The organism is Lactobacillus kitasatonis DSM 16761 = JCM 1039 (assembly GCF_000615285.1).
Lineage (GTDB): Bacteria > Bacillota > Bacilli > Lactobacillales > Lactobacillaceae > Lactobacillus > Lactobacillus kitasatonis.
This window is the reverse complement of record NZ_BALU01000005.1, coordinates 94039-114104: the sequence shown is the minus strand read 5'-3', so window position 1 is coordinate 114104 and position 20066 is coordinate 94039. Positions and strand designations below refer to the sequence as shown.

Here is a 20066-nt window from a genome sequence, read left to right as displayed (position 1 = left end):
ACGATGCAGGTCTGTTTTCTATTTAAAGTAAAAATCATTTTAATCTAAAGTTCAAAAAACAAGACTCCCTAAATAAAGGAAGTCTTGTTTTTGACTAGTATCAAGATTTAGTTTTTGTGTTTCTTATCATGACTATGAAGACTATCAAAACCAAACATTGCTGCAAAACTTGCTAATAACATTCCGAGTAAAACAATAAAGCTATTATCGGCTTCACCAGTCTGTGGGAGTTTAGGCTCTGCAGCCTTATTTTCAACTGGATCTGAAACCACTTTAACATTATTTTCTCTTGTTACTTTGTCTTCAATAGGCTCTGCTATTTCAGTATGGCCTTGCTTTGCAATCTTAGTCTTAATAATCTTTGTTTCCTTCTTATACGCATCCACCTTCTTTGGATTAGTTTTATCTAATTTATTCTTAGCTTTTACATTTCCAAAATGTCCATCAGAAGATAGTTCAGAATCAGGTTGATCATCTGGGGTTGGTCTTGGAGTTGGCTCTGGTTCTGGAGTAGGTTCAGGCGTTGGGGTATCGCCTTGATCACCAGAATTACCAGGGTTACCATCTGGAATATAAGTTACAGTTATTACCTTGTCCAAATCATCTGGGGTAACTGTTGCACCGCCGGCTACAGCCTTATCAGCGTGGTATCCAGGAATTACTGGAGTTTTAACAGTACCAAAGGTATACCTATCGATATTCCAAGAACCTAGATCTAAGACTTTACCAGTTACTTTATCAATTACCATGCTCTTAATAAAGGTATATGTCTGTGTGTTATCAGCTGGAGTCTTGTCACTTGCACCTACGTAGTGAATCGTTTGTGTACCAGTCTTAGTTAAACTGTTGGCATCAGTACCCGCTGGCCACTTAGGTCCGTTAGGATTGATTGGTTCACCTGGCTTACCTGGGTTCTTAGGAGTTACAGTGACTTTACCGTGCTTTAAGTAAATGGTCCAATTTTGATCTTTACTTGCATCCTTATCAAGTTTACCAAGCTTCAAGCCTTCATAGTTGTCTGCCTTAGTACCGTCAGTTGCCTTAGTCTTAGCACTATCCCAAATATAACCGGCCTTAAGGTAGGCATCAACGGCAGCTTGGGCTCCTGTAAATGCAATATCCTTACCAGACTTGCCTGTATCACTGTAAGAACCAAGCTTGTGACCGTTAGGTTCTGCTGCTCTGATATCATCTTCATCAATAATTGTTAAACCGGCTTTTTGGTATGGATAGTAAGTTACTTCGGTTGTTACATTTTCTTGTGTAACTTCTGGTGCCGGAACACTAGATTTATCTGCATAGTAGCCAACCAAATCTGGCGTATCTACGTTAGTATAGTTATCTGATGTCTTCCAATCAGTTGAAGAAATGATCTTACCAGTTACATTATCAACTGTAATGGTTCTCTTCCAAGTTGCAGTTTGAACATTCTTTGTAGGTGCTGCAGGTGCCGCAGGATTACTCTTGCTATCAGAAACGATATAGTTAATTGTTGAAGTTACTTGCTTCTTGTCGTCAACCATGTCCTCTGTTACTTTAGGTCCATCTTGATTTGGATCATCAGGGTTGAGCTTAGCACCTGGTTTAGGTTGATTTGGCTTATCTGGATCAAATGTTGTGGTGCCGTGCTTTAAGTAAATGGTCCAATTTTGATCTTTACTTGCATCCTTATCAAGTTTACCAAGTTTCAAGCCTTCATAGTTGTCTGCCTTAGTACCGTCAGTTGCCTTAGTCTTAGCACTATCCCAAATATAACCGGCCTTAAGGTAGGCATCAACGGCAGCTTGGGCTCCTGTAAATGCAATATCCTTACCAGACTTGCCTGTATCACTGTAAGAACCAAGCTTGTGACCGTTAGGTTCTGCTGCTCTGATATCATCTTCATCAATAATTGTTAAACCGGCTTTTTGGTATGGGGCATATATTACTGTTATCACGATATTTTCATGATTATGAGTAATATTCTCTACTGCCTTAACATCTTTACCATCCGTATATGCTGAATATTCGTCTGTGTCTTTGTCAAGTTGCTGGTCACCGACTTTAACGTCTACCCTGTCTACATAGTAGCCTGCTTTACTTGGACTTGCTACTGCATCAAAGTGATTACCTTCTTGAGCTGTCCATTCCAAAGCCTTATCAAGACTTTGGTCCTCAAGATCATTTCCATCCTTATCTGTCCATTTGCCAGTTACCTTGTCAAGGTAGCCACTACCAGTAAAGTGAAGTACGTGTGTTACTTTAGTCTCTGTAGCTGGAAGGCCTGTATAAGTGATGTATTCAGTTACATCCTTACTTAAACTATCTTTGTCCGTACCTTTTGGCCATACGGGTCTCTTAGGATCTGGATCTTTAGGATCAATTGGAGGATCAATTGGTTTACCTGGGTCACCTGGGTTATCCGGAGTGACAGGAATAATGCCGTCTTTAATATGGTTATAAATAATAACTCGTTCATTCAAACTTGAAACAACTTGTGTTTGCGTACATGCCCAGTGACTGCCCCACGCAGTATCATCAGCACCATAAGTTATGGTCATCCCTGGTTGATATTGAATCGCAACAGCACCCACAAAAGCATATCTGTTATCTTCAGATTTATTATCCCAGTCTGGATAATTATTTTGAGGACTATTGCTCTCATCAGAATACCACCAACCATCATGTTTATCTGGAACTTCTTCCTCATCTACGTCAACCTCAGGCTTATCTAGTGGCTTTTGTGTACTAGAGTTGGCACTATAACTAACTCTTATTCTGACAGCTGTCTTGGTACCAACTCTAACTTCAGGAATTTCAATATCAGGATATTTCTCAGTTCCATTCTCACTTATTGGAGGTAAAGTTAAGCCCTTAAAGAAAGCATCTGCATTATCATAAACATATCCGTCATTAGTTTTTTTAACATGTAAAGTTACTGTTTGTGTAAGTTCAGAAGAATTTTCTTGCCAAATCCACCCCTGGTTTTTTAAATCATCTGCATTAGTACGTAAATAATTTCTTAAATAATCTCCATTGCTATGTCCATCAACTAATTCAACGGTTCTAGTAAAATCTTTAGTAGTATTCTCATCAACTGGTCCAGTTACTGTAGAGCCAGCAATTTTTTTCATTTCTGCTGGAGTATCATCAGGATTTTCAGCTTTAACTTTTTCTAGATATTCTTTACCGTCTCCACGATGATTATTATTACCTACACCATCAGAGTTTAAACTAGTAACAAAAATCCAAGCCTTATTTTTATCACCATCTTTAAAGGTAATTGGATTACCCTTGTCATCATAATAAATATCTTTAACAGAAACTTGTTTAATATTATTATAGAAAAATCCATCATACGGATCATTATAAATAATTAATTGTGGACCGTAACATTTATCATAAACTCCATCAGATGTAGGTGTGTGACCATCAGATGTAAAAATGGTATCACCAGCGTGAATACCTAAAAAAGTTCGTTCAATCTTAGAAATCTTAATTTTATTAGTCTTATTATCGATGTTCTCTAGATAATAAGAATTCTTTAAATTATCATAAGTGACTGTAATTTCTTTACCTTGGCATTGATCATGTTGAAAATCAACAATGACTTTATTATCACTATTGATTTTCATAGTATTTGTCTCTTTATCAGTCTTATTATTGGTATGGGTAATGACAATAGCGTCTTTTTTACCATCAATTTCAATATTGTGGGAAGGACCGTCTATTGCTGGAGTATAAGTATATACTGTTTTCTTATCCTTATCAGTGATGGTAATATTTTTAATCTCGGAACCTTTTTCATCATCAACACTTAAGCCTTGATTTTTAAAAGCTCCAGATTCTTCACCCTGTAAAATTTGTTGATTTTGATGCTTATTCTTATAATCCTCGATAGCTGCTTTATCATTATTAGCTGCAGCAATTCCGTCATCAATGCTATCTTTAATGTCTTCTACTTTTGTACCACGATCAGTAGCATTATCGGCAGCTTTTTCAGGTTGTTTACCACTAGGACGAATAACTACTTTATTACCAGCTTCATCTTGCTCTTTTTGTTTTTGATTGGCATAGTCATCAATAGCTTGGTTTACGTCTGTATCATCTTTAGTAGGGTCCTTAGCAACTTTTACTGGATCTTTTACTTCAGTTGATCCATTTTCTTCACCAGTTTGTCCCGACGCAGGTTCAACTTGGACATCTGCCTTGGTAGTTCCAGTTTGAGGAACATCCCCTGATACGTTAGTACCAGCGTGTACAATAGTGGCCGATCCCCCCATAAAATACAAAGAGGTCCCCAATAATACACTTGCTGCACCTATACTCAGTTTACGGATACTAAATCTCTGCTTAACCGCAGTAACAATTCTTTTTCCCATTATTCTCTTTTTCTCTACACCAAATCTAAATCATTTTATTCAAACAACATTTATTCCCTATAATTCGTTTGAAATATTTTTACTAAGTTTGCATCCCAAACACAAATGTTATGTTTGAACCGAAGAATTATGTTTTTTCACTATTATAAGTTATACATAATCGTCATATAATGATATTTTCTATTCCCAGATAGTATAAATGTAAGCTTTTAAATCCGCAATACGTAAAATCTTTTAATAACATGGCCTTATTTTATTTGTTACTTTTCTAAATGCCTGCCATATAAATAAAGTCATTTCTTTTATGCATGCCTCTAATGTAAATAAAATAATTTTACTTGCAAATATGTAAATAAACTTAGTTATTTACATACACAAAAAGCAAGACTCCTTTTACTAGGAAATCTTGCTTTTTTATATTAACTATATTTTTTATGTTATGTTTTTTACCAAATCACAATTCTATCTTCTGGGTCAAGCCACATACCATTGTCTGGCTTAACACCGAATGCATCATAGAATTCATCTTGGCATTGAACGGGAATATTTACTCTAGTTGGTTGTGGTGCATGGACATCAGTTTGAACTTCAGTCTTAATTGCCTCAGGACGTTGTTTTTCCATCCAGCTTCTAGCGTAGTTTTCAAACAAATCTTTCAAATCTGCACCATCATTTTTGCCTGCTTGAACGGCGCAAGCTAAACCAGCAAGATCAGCAATATTTTCAGATACAACTTGCTTACCATTAATCTTAGCTGGACCATATTGCAAACCATTGAAAATGTCGATCATTTGGCCTACACGCTTGTTAAATTCAGCGAAGTCTTGCTTAGTCCACCAGTTATTCATATTACCGTTTTCATCAAACTTAGCACCGTTGTTGTCAAAGGCGTGAGAAACTTCGTGACCAATAGTAGCACCAATACCACCATAGTTGGCACCTCTTGATTGGTTAATATCATAGAATGGCTTTTGCAAAATTCCAGCTGGGAAAGTTAAATCGTTTCTTTGTGGGTCGTAACAAGCATTGTTCAAGTTACCTGGCATGAGCCATACTGAACGATCAACAGGTTGGGTTAATTTGTCCAGTTCGTACTTGGTACGCACTTTATCCATAGCGGCTTCATTTTCATATAAGCTCTTTTCAGGATCTATTTGTAACAAATCAAAAATCTTTTCGATTTTTTCTGGGTAACCAATCTTAAGAACCAAAGCATTTAATTTAACAATTGCTTTCTTCTTAGTTTCATCAGAAAGCCAAGTATTATGGTTGATTCTTTCTTCATAAATCTTAAGCATGTTGTGAATCATATCTTCAACGTCATGCTTAGCCTTTTCACCAAAGTACTTCTTACCATAGAAAATACCAACCACTTCGTCAAAGGCACTGTTAGCAATACGGTAAGCCTGCTTAATTTGTGATGGCATTTCTGGTGCGCCAGTAATTGCTTGGTTAAATGGAAAGGCTGCTTCTCTAAACTTTTGTGACAAGTACTTAGCTACGCTGTTAATGTATTTAACTAGCATCCAGCCTTCGATTTCATCAAAGTTTTCAGCGTTGATCAATTCTTCTGCATGGTCAAGGAAACGTGGTTCCATCACAATTACACGCTTTTGTTTTTCAGGTAAAAGTTCATCTAAGAATTTTGCCATATCGAATGACTTAAACTTAGCAATAAATTCGTCGTAGGAAACTGGGTTATAAATAGCAGCATCGTCGGCCCACTCTTCAGTAGACTTAACAACTTTGGCTACCTTAGCATCAAAAGCCAAAGCATTTTCAACATATACTCTAGCTTCTGTTTTACCAATGCCAGCCATCATTAACAAATTAATGCTTTGCTCTTGCAAAATGTCTAATAGCTTCTTAGCATCTTCTGTCTTATAAGTTGTTGTATCTGGCAAGAAGGTACTTGGACCACCGAAGTATAAGACATTGACATCGGTATTCTTCATATCGGCATCGACGCCAAAGACGAATGGCAAGATATATGAACCCATGTACAAGTCTTTAGCTTTTTTACCAAAATCAGCAAAATTGTTCAATGCCAACAATTGCTCCAAATCATGTTGAATTGGGTTTGCTTCTTCTGCATCCCTCTTCTCAAAATTCTTAGCAATCTTATACAAAGCAATTGCCTTATCAAAGTCCTTGATATCAGCCATCTTTTCTTTGCCTGCAGCAATATTGGCAAAGTCCTTCATTACTCTATTTTCAATCTTGATATCTAGTTCTGAGTTGACACCAGTTGAAGTACGATCAGCAGGAATTTCGGCATTAGAAAGCCATTCCGAATTAACTGCTAAATATAAATTATCTTGTGGCTTAGCATCAATGTCAGGTTCAGCAACATCGCCCGCACCACCACGAACAGCGTAAAATCTTCTCATTTTTCCTCCTTATTAATATTAATAATTATTTCATTCTTTTTAATCATTATAACAAAAAGACGTATGCATTCGTGCAAAACGTCTTTTATTAGCTATTCTTTATTTTCATTATTCTGCAAGGTATACAAATTATAGTAGTAACCCTTCTTAGCCAGGAGCTGCTCATGGTTTCCACGTTCAATAATTCTACCTTTATCCAACACAATAATTTGATCCGCATCAGCAATCGTCGACAAACGGTGGGCAATCGCTAAAGTGGTTCTACCCTTACGCAATTGCTTTAAGCCTTGCTGAATTAAAGTCTCGGTTTCAGTATCAACGTTAGCCGTAGCTTCATCCAAAACAAGGACCTTAGGATTTGTTACCAAAGTTCGAGCAAATGAGATCAGCTGACGCTGTCCTTGACTTAATTCTTCGCCGCCTTCAATTACCTTAGCATGGTACTTACCTGGCATCTTTTCAATAAATTGATCCGCTTGAACTGCCTTAGCCGCATCTTTAATTTGCTCATCTGTAATGTTCTTATTATACAAACGAATATTAGAAGAAATATCACCATAAAACATGAATGGTTCCTGCAAAACAAGCCCCAGCTTTTTACGCAGTTCTTCTTTAGGGTATTTTCTGATATCTATATCATCAATTAAGATCTCGCCCTTACCAAATTCATAAAAGCGCATCATTACATTGATAATCGAGCTTTTACCAGAGCCAGTATGACCCACAATACCTAAAGTTTCACCTGGATTTACTACGAATGAAATATCATGCAAGATTTCATTTTTACCATCATATGAGAAACTAACGTGCTTGAATTCAATCTTGCCGCGACTGATAGTCAATCCTTCTTGAGCATTTTGCTTTGGCTCATATTGCTCATCATCTAAAATAGCAAAGATTCTCTTACCGGCTACGATACCATCTTGGAAGAAGGTCATCTGGTCCATCATAGTTGAAATTGGATTAAACAATTGTGACAAGTATTGTGAGAAAGCATATACCACACCAGCTGGCACAAATGTTGCCTGCAATGGAAAACCGAAGTACATCAATGTCACAGCTAAGGCCAATGAATAAAGCAAACTAGTCAAAGGTGAAAGAAGCAATGAGTTAATACGAATCATGTTGAAACGCGTATTCATCAACCCACCATTTTCACCCTCAAATTGGTTGGTCATTCTCTTTTCTTGATTAAACTGCTGAATAATTGATACGCCTTCAATTGATTCATTCAAATTAGCATTGATTCTACTTAATCGTTCACGATAGTTACGATAAAGACGTGAACTCTTTTGTGAGTAGAGCCAAATAACAAAGAGCAAAATTGGCACAAATGCTAAAACGATCCAGCCGGCAATCACATTAGTCGTAAACATTGCCACCAATGCCGTAACCACAGAAAAGGCACCAATTACTACTGTTGAAAGTACAGTTAAGAAGTTGCTCAAAGTCATCGTATCGTTAGTAACTCTTGACACAATTGAGCCGGCAGGAGTTTGGTCAAAATAGCGCATCCCTAACTTATGCAATTTTCGATAAAGCGCTCTTCTAATGCTTTCCAAAGTCTTTTCAGAACCCAAAGCAAAGAAATATTGGTAAGTAAACTGAATTACCGCTTTTAAAATTGAACCTACTGCATAAAGCAAACCCGCAAACAGAATAATTTGGACAGTTGCACTTTGTTTAAGCAAAAATTTGTCTAAGAAATATTGCAATCCACGCGGAAGCAAAATATTGATAATGCTGACTAAGAAGGCACCAATCAAGGCAATGGTCATTTCAAACTTGAAGTGTTTAACAAAGCCCATCAAACGTTTAAAAATCGCTACCTGTTCTTTAAATGGGATTGCCTTAGACCACACTGATTCTTGCTTTTCTTCATTATTCATCTACATCTTCACCCACCTTTGCTTGCATTTCTTGTCTACGCCACATTTCCGCATACCAGCCATTTTCTTTGAGCAGATCTTGATGATTGCCTCGTTCAATAATTTGACCGTCTTTTAAGACTAAGATCAAATCGGCATCCATGACCGATGTCAATCTATGTGCCGCAATCATCGTGGTCTTATCTTTTCTTTCATTTCTCAAAGAAGTTAGAATTTCGGTTTCAGTCTTTGCATCAACTGCTGATAAAGCATCATCCAAAATCAAAATTTGGCTATCTTTAAGCAAAGCACGGGCAATGGACATTCTTTGACGTTGACCACCAGAAAGTGAAAGTCCATTTTCACCGACTAAAGTCTCATAGCCATGTGGCATTTGTAAAACATCATCGTGCAAATCACTTTTCTTAGCAGCTACCGCAATCTCATTTTTGCCTGCATCTGCCTCTGAGAAAGCGATATTTCTACCAATACTCGTTGAAAAGAGGAAGTTGTTCTGGGGAACATAAGATATTTGGCTAAGTAAAACTTTAAGCGGAATTTTCTTGATACTGATGCCATTTAAGGTGATTTCACCGTCATATTGGTCGAATTCTCTCAATAGCAGCTGAATGATTGTCGTTTTACCAGCACCTACACGACCTACTAAACCTAAAGTTTGACCAGGTTTTAAGGTGAAATCGATGTTCTTTAACACTGAAATATCCTTTTCATCAGGATAAGCAAACGATTTAATATCAAAATGCAAATCACCTTGTAAGTCTTGAGCCTTAATACTTTGATCAGCGTGGGCATCAGTAATTAACGGTTTTTCATAAAGTAGCTTTTCTACACGGTCGTAGCTCGCACTACCTCTTTCCAAAATATTGAACAAATAACCAATCGCAAACATCGGCCAAACCATGTTGGCAATATAGGCAATAAAGGAAACGAGCTGACCAATCGATAGCACTTTATTTGTAACTAAAAGGCCACCATAAATAATGGTAATCACATAAGTTGCACCAATAATAGTTGTACCTAATGGATCGAATAATGAATCCCATACAAATACTTTCTTATTGATGTTAATTGTGTCATCGACCATTTTGTCAAAGGCTTCGGTATCTTCCTTTCCTTGACCAAAGGTCTTAAGCACCTTAATACCAGATACAGATTCTTGTGTTTTATTATTTAAACGAGAAAAGGCAGCCTGTGATTTATCAAATGCACCATGCAAACGATCACCGAGTTTCCATGCACCTAATGCTAAAAATGGCAGTGGCAATAAGGCCACGATGGTTAGTCGCCAATCAACGAAAATGATCATGGCAATCATTGTTGATAAGCCCATTACAAGTGAGTCAACCAAGGTTAAAACACCATCACCGGCTACGTTTTGAATTGCTGTCACATCGTTAGTTGCATGGGCCATCAAGTCACCGGTTCGGTGGCGCTGATAAAATGTTCTGTCCATGATCATAAAGTGGTCGAACAGTTTAGAACGCATTTGTCGTTCTAGTTCTGCGGCCCCACCCCAAATTTGCTTACGCCAAAAGTAGCGCAAAATATATAAAACGAAGGCGGCAGCCAAAACAGCTAGAATCAACATCCCATATTGCCCCCATGAGATGTGACCTTGATCCAGCTGATCCGCCATCAGTCCTAATACTCTTGGCGGAATTAAGTTGGCTAAAGAGGTTAAAGCAAGAAAAGTAATTCCGATAATATAACGTTTCCTTTCTTGTTTAAAAAACCAACCCAGTTTTTTAAATATGTTCATTTACTCACTCCATTCTTTAAAAAGAGCACCAAAAAAGACGAAGGAATAATCCTTCGCCTTAACACCACAAAATAATCTAATAATTACTTTTGTTGATGCTTCATCATGTTCATTACTTGATGAACCTTCTTGTTAGAAGGCTTTTGTCCCATTTGAGACATCATAGCAACGATCATATCTTCACTAATAGGAGGATTTTCCTTAAAGTATTTCTTCATGTATGCTCTTGCACCATAAAAACCTGCTGTTGCACCAACTAAAAGTGCAATAATAATCAAAAATATTGCTAAACCTAAATTCATATTATATCCTCCATCTAACTAACAATAATATCTTACATAATTTTTCACTTTTTTAAAAGGCTTAATTAATCTTTTCTAAGACCTTTTCTTCTTTGAGCACGTTTTGCTCTTTCTGAGGTTACTTCTTTACCGTTTTTATCGATAATTACCATATCTTCAACGTCTTGCTTAAAGGCTGCTCTAAAGTTGGCAATAAACTTCTCATGAAGTTCCTTACGTTCAGCTTCTTCTTCAGGAGTTAGACCTTCCTTTACCTTCTTGTGGTAAAGTTCGTTAATACGGTCAGTTACCTTTTTTTCTTCTTCTTTGCTCATAATATCCTTATTCATAATATCCACCTCACATAACATTCCTAGTCTACCGTATTTTTCTCTCAAAAAAAAGCACTTTTCAAAGAACGCCTGTTTGAGATTGCTAGGCTTTTCTGTTAAAATTAATTTTAAAGAATAAAATAATATTTTTCATAAACGGAGAAAAAATATGCCTAAAAAGAATAGTGAAACTAAACAATTAGAAATTTTACGCTATATTTATGACACTGTCGAACATCGCGGCTTCCCACCTACAGTGCGTGAGATTTGTACCGCAGTTAATCTATCTTCAACTTCAACTGTTCACGGACATTTAGCTCGTCTTGAGCGCAAGGGCTTATTAATTAAGGACGCTACTAAGCCACGTGCCTTGGAAATTACCCCTGAAGGTAAAGATGCCCTTGGCATTAAGCCAAAGGAAATTCCAGTTGTCGGCGTGGTTACCGCAGGTCAACCAATCCTTGCAGTACAGGACATTGATGAATACTTCCCACTTCCACCAGATTTGGAAAATGATGCTGGTGAACTCTTCATGCTTAAGGTTCACGGTGAAAGCATGATCAACGCTGGTATTCTTAATGGCGATAGCGTCATTGTCAGAAAACAAAATTCAGCTAACAACGGTGAAATTGTAGTTGCTATGACCGAAGAAAATGAAGCCACAGTTAAGCGTTTTTACAAGGAAAACGGTCATTACCGCCTCCAACCTGAAAATGATACTATGGATCCAATCATTTTGCCAAAGGTAAGCATTTTGGGTAAGGTTGTTAGCCTTTACCGTAACAATATTGATTAATAATATTCACGAAATAAGCTAAATTGAATTTAGCTTATTTTTTTAGCAATAAATTATTTAGCTGCTCTTCAAACAATGGCATCCACTTTTCTAAATAGCCGGCACGCGTTGGATGGATTTCATCAGCCATATAAAGTGAATCTTGCTTTTTAAATTCGGAATTATGATAAAGATCCAGTACTTGAACTCCCCATTTTTTAGCAAGTTCAAGCGTACTATCTACCATTTGTTCATACAGATCACTTTCAAAGTATGGATTGGTATAAATCAAAATAGGACAATCCCACTTTTTGTGTGCTTCATTGATGATATACTCGATAGAACCAGTAATGGTTTGCGTATCAAAAGTATCATCTGAACTGATTTTACCCAGTTTTTGATTGGTATTGGCATCATTAGTTGACAGTTGCAAGACAAGCATATCTGGCTTATCTTCTGTAAGCTCTTCCTTAAAACGGGCAACGTATGAGTCACCATGATAGCTTGTATCTTGATCTACCAAAGTCGTGCCATTTTCAGCATCTTTAATAGCTTCGATTCCGTCTTTCTTCCATAAATAATCTACAAATGATTCACCTAAGCACCAAAGCCAAAAGTAACTGATGAACCTAAGAACAAAATCTTCTTATGACGCAATGGACTTTCAATCGTTTTAACACTATTCAAACTATACTTGCGGCTGTTGCCAGGTAAATATGCAAGTTCAGTATATTTACGTTGATTTAGGGGATGCTCATCCAAATCCATTCTCAACTCATTTAAGGCAACATCAGATAAATCATTATTTTGTCTAATAGGTATTAAAAAAGTTTCGTTACTCATTATTTTTCCTTTTCTAGATAAGGCTTAATTATATTCCAATCTTTAATAATATCATCACTCAGTTTGCGATTGTAAAAAACAGCAGCTGGATGATATTCAGGAAAGATCGTGTATTTTTGTTTTGACCAAACATAACCATCTTTTTGTCGATTGAGCCGTAAAATTGGCGTATTTTCAATTACTTTGCCATGTTCTTCCGATATTTTATGTCCTGGACCAAGCAAACGTTCCAATCCGGTATTGCCTAAAGCAACTATTAATTTAGGTTGCGCATAATCCATTTCATAGTCTAAAAAAGGTGCATGTGCTAAAACTTCCTTTTTGGTTGGCTTGCGATTGGGATACTTAGTAACTTCCTTATTCTCACGCTTACTAAAGACCTTTTTAATTGCATATGGTCTGCTTCTGACTGCACTAGTAATGTAGACATCATCTCTAGTTAAGCCGATCTGTGCTAAAGATTTATTTAATTCTTTGCCTGCATCCCCACTAAAAGGAATGTTATTAACTATTTCATTTCTGCCGGGTGCTTCACCAATAATCATCAACTTAGGATGCTTAGGTCCACTACCTGAATTGATTCCTTCAAGTCGCATACCTGCAGAACGTTTTTTAACTTCATCTATCAACTCTTGAGGATAGTTCAACCACTTTTCCTCCCTTCATTTTTTCTAACATTTACATTATAAGTAATGCCGACCGCTATTTCACTTTTTTGCTTTTTAGAGTATAATAAACACAATTTAATACTAAACAAAAGCCGCCGGTGTGGATAACTGGCGGCTTTTGTTTTAATTCCACATAGAATGTTGATCTTTTAAAATTAGCTTTCACAAGCTGTAAATATCTTTATATCAGCAATTATAAGTATTATTTTACTACTTTGTGATATAATTTATATGTTACACAGCAGTTTCACATTTAATTATTTTCACAAACTAATGTAAAAAAATAGTCGATTCTTACGAATCGACCATTTTTCATTTTATTAACGACGTGCTTCAGCAATTCTTGCTGACTTGCCGTGACGTTCACGTAAGTAGTAAAGCTTAGCGCGACGTACACGACCATGACGCTTAACTTCTACCTTAGCAACACGTGGGTCGTTAACTGGGAAAGTTCTTTCAACACCAACACCTGAAGCAATCTTACGAACAGTGTAAGTAGCACCGATGCCAGTACCCTTCTTCTTAATTACAACACCTTCGAATAACTGAATACGTTCGTGAGTACCTTCAACAACACGTACGTGAACAGTAACAGTATCACCTGCACGGAAAGCAGGAATATCGTCACGAATTTGTTCTTTAGTTAATTCTTGAATTAATGGATCCATAATATATTTTTCTCCTTCTTCGGTCTTCATCAACGCACCAGCGCCAGCGGAACACCCATAACTTATAAATTCCGTGGAAAATCCACGCTTACTAGTATAACAAGGTTAGACTAACTGTTCAAGTTAAAAATCAATTATCAAAAAGATAAACAATAAAAAGACATGATCACTTAAATCCAAGTTATCATGTCTTTTAGTTTGCTGTTTTTATTTTAATTTGCTTCAGCTTTAATGTCAGCCAGCATCTTCTTTTCTTCATCTGAAAGCTCACGCTTTTCAAGCATATCAGGTCGATGAAGATAAGTTGCCTTTAAAGCTTGATAATGGCGCCATTCGTCAATCTTTTGGTGGTTACCACTGGTTAAAACTTCTGGCACTTTTTGCCCTTCAAAATCAGCTGGACGAGTGTATTGTGGGTATTCAAGCAAGCCATGAGAAAAACTTTCTTCTACAGGACTGGCTGCATTACCTAAAATTCCTGGAATCAAACGAACAGTAGCATCAATCATGCTCATCGTTGGCAATTCTCCACCTGTTAAAACATAATCACCGATTGAAACTGTTTCATCAGCTAAGTCATAAACACGTTGGTCAAAGCCTTCATAATGGCCACAAATAAAGGTTAATTCGTCTTCCTTAGCCCAATCTTGTGCCATCTGTTCATTAAAAGTCTTACCTTGAGGCGCGGTAATAATCACCTTACCAGTTGAAGGAAGTGAATCAAGCGCCTTTTTAATTGGCATAATTTGTAAAACCATACCGGCGCCACCACCATATGGAGTGTCGTCAACGTGGTGATGAACATCTGTAGTGAAATCACGGAAATTAACTAAATTGAGATCCCACTTTTTATCTTCAAGTCCGCGACCCAACATTGAAACTTGCAATGGAGTGAACATATCAGGAAAAAGGGTTAAAACATTAATCTTCATCTCGTAATCCCTCCATTAATTCAACATAAACTTTTTTATTAGGAACATCGACTTTTTTTACTACATCTGCAATATTAGGAATCCAATATTCCTTACCATCATCTTCGTGAACAAGCCAAATATCGTTAGCACCAGGTGATTGAATATCAGTTATTTTTCCTAAGCGTTTGCCAGTTTCATTATCAATGACATCGCAGTCAAAAATATCTTTATAGTAATAAACACCTTCTGGCAATTCACCACGGTTGTCTTCACTAACCACCAAAATTTGACCGCGAAGTTTCTCTGCTTGATCAATGTTAGTTACTTCTTCAAATTGAAGTAGCCAAAATTGTTTAAATGGACGACTCTTTTTTACAGTCAAAATTCGATCTGTATCAGACTTTAAAGCTAGTTGCATCCCTTCTGCAAAGCGATCTTCTGGGAAATCGGTAATTACGTTAACCTTAACTTCACCATTCAAGCCGTGCGTAGTTAAAATTTTTGCAACATCAAAATATTGCATTGTTTCTCCTTTTTAGTAACAAAAAAAGCTTGAAGCACTAGGCATCAAGCTTTCTCTAATAGCAAATTACTTGTTGTATTTTGCATCGTGCAACTTAGCCATCAAGCCAGCACCTGAAAGAAGTGATCTAACAGTGTCTGAAGGTTGTGCACCCTTTTGTAACCATTCAAAGATCTTGTCTTCGTCAAGCTTCAATTCCTTTGGTTGTGAAACTGGGTTGTAGTAACCAACTTGTTCGATGAAACGACCGTCACGTGGCATACGTGAGTCTGCAACAACGATTCTGTAGAATGGCTTTCTCTTGGCACCAGCGCGTGCATACGAATTTTAACTGACATAAATTAATTTCCTCCTAAAACTTAACGATTAATAATATACCACCAAAACAAAAAGGTGTAAAGTGTTTTTCCTTAACACCTCTCATTTTTTATGAATGGAATCTCTTAACCTTACGTAAACGCTTCTTCTTGTTCTTCTTAAAGTTCTTATTCATACGGCGCATAGCCATTTTAGCCATTGGTGAGTCCATACCAGGCAAATTGCTCAAGCCCTTCATATTGCCTTTAGAAACCTTACTCATCATTTCACGCATTTGTTTAAATTGCTTGATCATACGGTTTACTTCAACAACTGGACGACCAGAACCTGCCGCAATTCTTCTACGACGACTAGGATTCAAGATATCTGGATTTTCTCTTTCTTCTTCAGTCATTGAGTAAACAATAGCTTCAGTATGGTCAATTTGCTTTTGATCAACGCTCAAATTCTTAAGTTGTGGATTGTTAGCAAGACCAGGAATCATCTTCATAATTTGATCCAAGGGTCCCATCTTTTGTACTTGTTCAAGTTGATCAACAAAGTCGTTGAAATCGAATGTGTTTTCGCGCATCTTTTCAGCAACTTTTTGTGCTTCCTTGGCATCATAATCTTGTTGTGCCTTTTCAATCAAAGAAAGCATGTCACCCATACCAAGGATTCTTGATGCCATTCTATCTGGATGGAAGATATCCAAATCGCTTAATTTTTCACCTTGACCGGTAAAGAGGATTGGCTTACCAGTAACAGCACGAATTGAAAGTGCGGCACCACCACGAGTATCACCATCAAGTTTGGTTAAGATGACACCAGTAACGTCTAAGCGTTCATCAAATCCCTTAGCCACATCAGTAGCTGCTTGACCAGTCATGGCATCAACAACAAGTAAAATATTGTCTGGATTTGCGACCTTCTTTACTCGTTCAAGTTCTTCCATTAAAGGTTCATCGATTTCAAGACGACCAGCCGTATCGATTAAAATATAATCATTTTTGTTCTTATCTGCTTCAGCTAAACCATCTTGAACGATCTTAGCGACATCTTTTTCTCCATCTTCACTAAAGACAGGTACCTTTAATTGTTCACCAATTTGCTTAAGCTGATCTACAGCAGCTGGACGATAAATATCGCCAGCAATTAAAAGTGGACGAGCCTTTTCGGTCTTTTGCAAATGGTAGGCAAGCTTACCAACGGTAGTAGTTTTACCAGTACCTTGCAAACCAACCATCATAATAATTGTAGGAATGTGCTTGGACTTGTTAAGAGGAACAGCTTCCTCACCCATCATCTTGGTTAATTGTTCATTAACAATCTTAATTACTTGTTGGCCTGGGTTTAAGCTCTCTTGAACTTCCTTACCCAATGCTTCTTTCTTGATCGTCTTGATAAAGTCCTTAACGACCTTGAAGTTAACGTCAGCTTCAAGCAAAGCCAATCTAATTTCACGACTAGCCTTATTAATATCTTCTTCTGAAACTTTACCTTTACCAGTTAAATTTTTTAATGCTTTTTGAATTCGTTCACTTAAATTTTCAAAAGCCATGGGTTACTCTCCCCTCAATTGATTTAATAAATTCGTTATCTCATTTTTAGCAGTTTGACTATCGTCATTATCAATCGACAATAAGACGTCCGCCAATACATTTTCAATATGGTCGTTATCTCTACGCATATGAAGTTTATCTTCATAATTTTGCAAAATCTTGCTTGACCGTTTTAAATTATCATAAACTGCTTGTCTTGACACATGATGATTTACAGCTATTTCACCCAAAGACAAATCATTATAGTAATAATCTTCAAAATATGATTGCTGGCCCTGAGTTAATAGCGTGCCGTAATAGGCATACAAATCGCCAAGCTCTTCGTTTTTAGTTAATTCATCCATTAAGTTTCACCAGCCTTTAGTATATCAAAAAAGGGCCTTGATCAAAATATCAAGACCCTTCTTTTATAATTTACTTAGCAAAGCCAGTTAAAATACTGCGCCAACGATAAAAATCAATCCAATAATAATATAGGTCATTTGACGTTTAGATTTTTCTTCGTGCAAGAACCAAATATCACCGAATGTAGAAATTACTGAGCAAAGTTGACTGTAAATAAACGCATTAGTCACACCATTTTGCTTAACAGAGAATATATAAAATAGTGTACCAATACCAAATTCAACACCAGCAAGACTGTTTCGCCAGATCATCTTATTGCGATAAACTGCAGTTGAATGTGAACCAATAACATAAATTACAGTACCAACTAAAACACCAAGCATTTCTGGGAAAATATAATCTAAGCCATTTACGCCTGGATTGATATCCTTAGCAATCAGCTTTGGGAAACTTGAATAAATCCAGAAAGCAATGACTTTGGCTTGAGCTGTTGGTCACTCGCCAAAGATTAAAACACCAATCAATGAGTTACCTACTAATTGGAATCCGGCTGAAAGTGGAATAGTACCACTAACACCAATTCGAGTATATGAAATGAACTGTCCCATTTGTCCAATAGTCCATAGCATCTCCGCTATAAAAGCAACTGCCCATGTTGCGGCATCAAATGCTGGTCTAGTGAACAAATAAATAATCAAAGCGGTGACTGAAGCACCAATCCCTATTCCTGCAATCTGGCTTTGAGGCAAATCTTTAACAGTTAATGGGATAATGCTCCAGTTAACTAAAGCGATTAATAAAGCCATAAATCTCCCTCTCCATATAAAAAGTTATTTTCTTAAAATAAAGATCCTTTTCTTGTTATAACTATAATTTTTGCTTATAACTAAAAGTAAACGATTTCAATATTATTAAAGCGAGATTTTCAAAATTAAACAGTTGATGTTTTAACGTATTTTTAATTATAATTAATTACATACTATATTATTTTAAGGAGGAGTTACGTTGTGAATCTTTGGCAAAGAATGAACAAAAAAGAAGATCCACGCGTCTATGAAAACAAGGATGGACACCTGGTTCGCTCATTAAAAGTAAAAGACTTCTTAGCATTAGGCGTCGGAACGATCGTTTCTGCTTCAATTTTTACCTTGCCGGGAGAAGTTGCAGCTATGCACACCGGTCCTGCTGTCGCAATTTCATTTATCTTAGCCGCGGTTGCCGCTGGTCTTGTGGCCTTTGCTTATGCAGAAATGGCAGCGGCTATGCCATTTGCAGGTTCAGCTTATTCATGGATCAACGTTGTTTTTGGTGAATTCTGGGGTTGGGTTGCCGGATGGGCGCTGCTTGCAGAATACTTTATCGCCTTGGCTTTCGTTGGTTCAGGACTTTCCGCTAACTTCCGGGCATTAATTGCCCCAATGGGAATTAAATTACCAAACTCTTTATCAAATGCGTTTGGTAACAACGGCGGAATTATCGATATCATTTCGCTGGTTTCTATCCTATTAGTTTCAATCTTGATTAGTCGCGGTGTATCACGTGCAGCTCGTGTAGAAAATGGCTTGGTTATCTTAAAAGTTTTAGCTATCTTACTCTTTATTGTGGTAGGTTTAACTGCAATTAAAGGCTCAAACTTCGTTCCATTTATTCCAAAATACCGTATAACATCTAACGGACCATTTGGTGGTTGGCAAGGAATCTATGCCGGTGTTTCAATGATCTTCCTATCATATATCGGTTTTGACTCAATTGCGGCCAACTCAGCTGAAGCCATTGATCCACAAAAGACGATGCCACGTGGTATCTTAGGTTCATTGGCTATTGCCGTTACCTTATTTGTTGGCGTTAGTCTTGTCCTTGTAGGAATGATGCCATACCAAAAATATGCTAACTCAGCTGAACCAGTTGGACTTGCCCTTCGTTATGCCGGACATCCAATCGTAGCAATCACTGTACAAACCATTGCAGTACTTGGTATGTTTACTGCTTTAATTGGAATGAGCATGGCAGGTTCAAGATTGATTTATTCATTTGGCCGTGACGGAATGCTTCCTAAATGGTTAGGTAAATTAAATGCAGATCGTCGACCAAACAATGCATTATGGACTTTAACTGTCGTTGCCATCTTGCTTGGTGCCTTCTTCCCATTCTCAATGTTGTCACAACTTGTTTCTGCGGGAACCTTAATTGCATTTATGTTTGTATCATTAGGTATTTACAAATTACGTCCACGTGAAGGTAAAGATATTGATGATCCTTCATTTAAGATGCCATTTTACCCAGTATTGCCTGCTTTAGGCTTCTTAGCTGCTTTAATCGTCTTCTTAGGATTAGACTATCAAGCTAAGCTTTACGCTGGTATCTGGTTCATTTTAGGATTAATTATTTACTTCGGCTACGGTATCCATCACTCTACCTTAGATAAAAAGAAATAATTATTCTGTAAACAAAAAGTGACT

General features: G+C 37.1%; 14 protein-coding genes and 4 pseudogenes. 2 read left to right on the top strand and 16 right to left on the bottom strand.

What is annotated here, in order from left to right; translation table 11 throughout:
* Nucleotides 1–107: 107 nt before the first annotated feature.
* The 7 genes and pseudogenes from JCM1039_RS12300 to JCM1039_RS04880 form a co-directional block, all read right to left on the bottom strand.
* Nucleotides 108–4262 carry a mucin-binding protein gene (locus tag JCM1039_RS12300; protein ID WP_034532995.1) on the bottom strand — a complete coding sequence of 1385 codons (4155 nt, stop codon included), beginning with the start codon at nucleotides 4260–4262 and terminating at the stop codon, nucleotides 108–110.
* A gap of 3 nt (nucleotides 4263–4265) precedes the next feature.
* Nucleotides 4266–4361 (bottom strand): annotated as a pseudogene (locus JCM1039_RS12590) (YSIRK-type signal peptide-containing protein); the annotation flags it as partial.
* Nucleotides 4362–4807: 446 nt separating this feature from the next.
* On the bottom strand, nucleotides 4808–6751 hold the full coding sequence (locus tag JCM1039_RS04900; RefSeq protein WP_025014880.1) for a M13 family metallopeptidase: 1944 nt from the start codon (nucleotides 6749–6751) through the stop codon (nucleotides 4808–4810).
* A 92-nt stretch (nucleotides 6752–6843) separates the two neighbouring features.
* Nucleotides 6844–8640, bottom strand: coding sequence for an ABC transporter ATP-binding protein (locus JCM1039_RS04895; RefSeq protein WP_025014879.1), 1797 nt, complete (start codon nucleotides 8638–8640; stop codon nucleotides 6844–6846).
* Nucleotides 8633–10399 (bottom strand): ABC transporter ATP-binding protein, encoded by a 1767-nt coding sequence (locus tag JCM1039_RS04890; protein WP_025014878.1) that lies wholly within the window; start codon nucleotides 10397–10399, stop codon nucleotides 8633–8635. The genes JCM1039_RS04895 and JCM1039_RS04890 overlap by 8 nt, the downstream gene beginning before the upstream one ends.
* Nucleotides 10400–10482: 83 nt before the next feature.
* Entirely contained in the window at nucleotides 10483–10701 is a 219-nt protein-coding gene (locus JCM1039_RS04885) for a YneF family protein (RefSeq protein ID WP_013438154.1), read from the bottom strand.
* 65 nt (nucleotides 10702–10766) lie between these two features.
* The gene (locus JCM1039_RS04880; protein WP_081775143.1) at nucleotides 10767–11030 is read right to left on the bottom strand and encodes a DUF896 domain-containing protein; all 264 of its coding nucleotides are present in this window, start codon (nucleotides 11028–11030) and stop codon (nucleotides 10767–10769) included.
* Nucleotides 11031–11181: 151 nt separating this feature from the next.
* On the opposite strand from JCM1039_RS04880, the gene lexA reads away from it, so the two are divergent.
* The gene (lexA, locus tag JCM1039_RS04875; RefSeq protein WP_013438156.1) at nucleotides 11182–11808 is read left to right on the top strand and encodes a transcriptional repressor LexA; all 627 of its coding nucleotides are present in this window, start codon (nucleotides 11182–11184) and stop codon (nucleotides 11806–11808) included.
* Between the two features lie 34 nt (nucleotides 11809–11842).
* On the opposite strand, the pseudogene JCM1039_RS10740 reads toward lexA, so the two are convergent.
* The 9 genes and pseudogenes from JCM1039_RS10740 to JCM1039_RS10730 form a co-directional block, all read right to left on the bottom strand.
* Nucleotides 11843–12630: pseudogene (locus tag JCM1039_RS10740) on the bottom strand (SGNH/GDSL hydrolase family protein).
* A complete protein-coding gene (locus JCM1039_RS04865) occupies nucleotides 12630–13277 on the bottom strand; it encodes a uracil-DNA glycosylase (RefSeq protein WP_025014876.1) in 648 nt (215 codons plus the stop codon). Before JCM1039_RS04865 ends, JCM1039_RS10740 begins: the two are co-directional and overlap by 1 nt.
* A gap of 341 nt (nucleotides 13278–13618) precedes the next feature.
* Entirely contained in the window at nucleotides 13619–13966 is a 348-nt protein-coding gene (gene rplS / locus JCM1039_RS04860) for a 50S ribosomal protein L19 (protein ID WP_003629071.1), read from the bottom strand.
* Between the two features lie 212 nt (nucleotides 13967–14178).
* Nucleotides 14179–14898: a tRNA (guanosine(37)-N1)-methyltransferase TrmD gene (trmD, locus tag JCM1039_RS04855; RefSeq protein WP_025014875.1), complete on the bottom strand. Its 720-nt coding sequence runs from the start codon at nucleotides 14896–14898 to the stop codon at nucleotides 14179–14181.
* Nucleotides 14888–15403 carry a ribosome maturation factor RimM gene (rimM, locus tag JCM1039_RS04850; protein WP_025014874.1) on the bottom strand — a complete coding sequence of 172 codons (516 nt, stop codon included), beginning with the start codon at nucleotides 15401–15403 and terminating at the stop codon, nucleotides 14888–14890. The genes trmD and rimM overlap by 11 nt, the downstream gene beginning before the upstream one ends.
* A gap of 66 nt (nucleotides 15404–15469) precedes the next feature.
* Nucleotides 15470–15741: pseudogene (gene rpsP / locus JCM1039_RS10735) on the bottom strand (30S ribosomal protein S16).
* Between the two features lie 89 nt (nucleotides 15742–15830).
* Nucleotides 15831–17261, bottom strand: a complete 1431-nt coding sequence (gene ffh, locus JCM1039_RS04840; protein ID WP_025014873.1) for a signal recognition particle protein — start codon at nucleotides 17259–17261, stop codon at nucleotides 15831–15833.
* A 3-nt stretch (nucleotides 17262–17264) separates the two neighbouring features.
* Nucleotides 17265–17606 (bottom strand): YlxM family DNA-binding protein, encoded by a 342-nt coding sequence (gene ylxM / locus JCM1039_RS04835; protein WP_025014872.1) that lies wholly within the window; start codon nucleotides 17604–17606, stop codon nucleotides 17265–17267.
* Nucleotides 17607–17693: 87 nt separating this feature from the next.
* Nucleotides 17694–18413: pseudogene (locus JCM1039_RS10730) on the bottom strand (GRP family sugar transporter).
* A gap of 201 nt (nucleotides 18414–18614) precedes the next feature.
* Between JCM1039_RS10730 and JCM1039_RS04825 the strand changes: the two are divergent.
* A complete protein-coding gene (locus JCM1039_RS04825; RefSeq protein ID WP_025014871.1) occupies nucleotides 18615–20042 on the top strand; it encodes an APC family permease in 1428 nt (475 codons plus the stop codon).
* Nucleotides 20043–20066 lie beyond the last annotated feature (24 nt).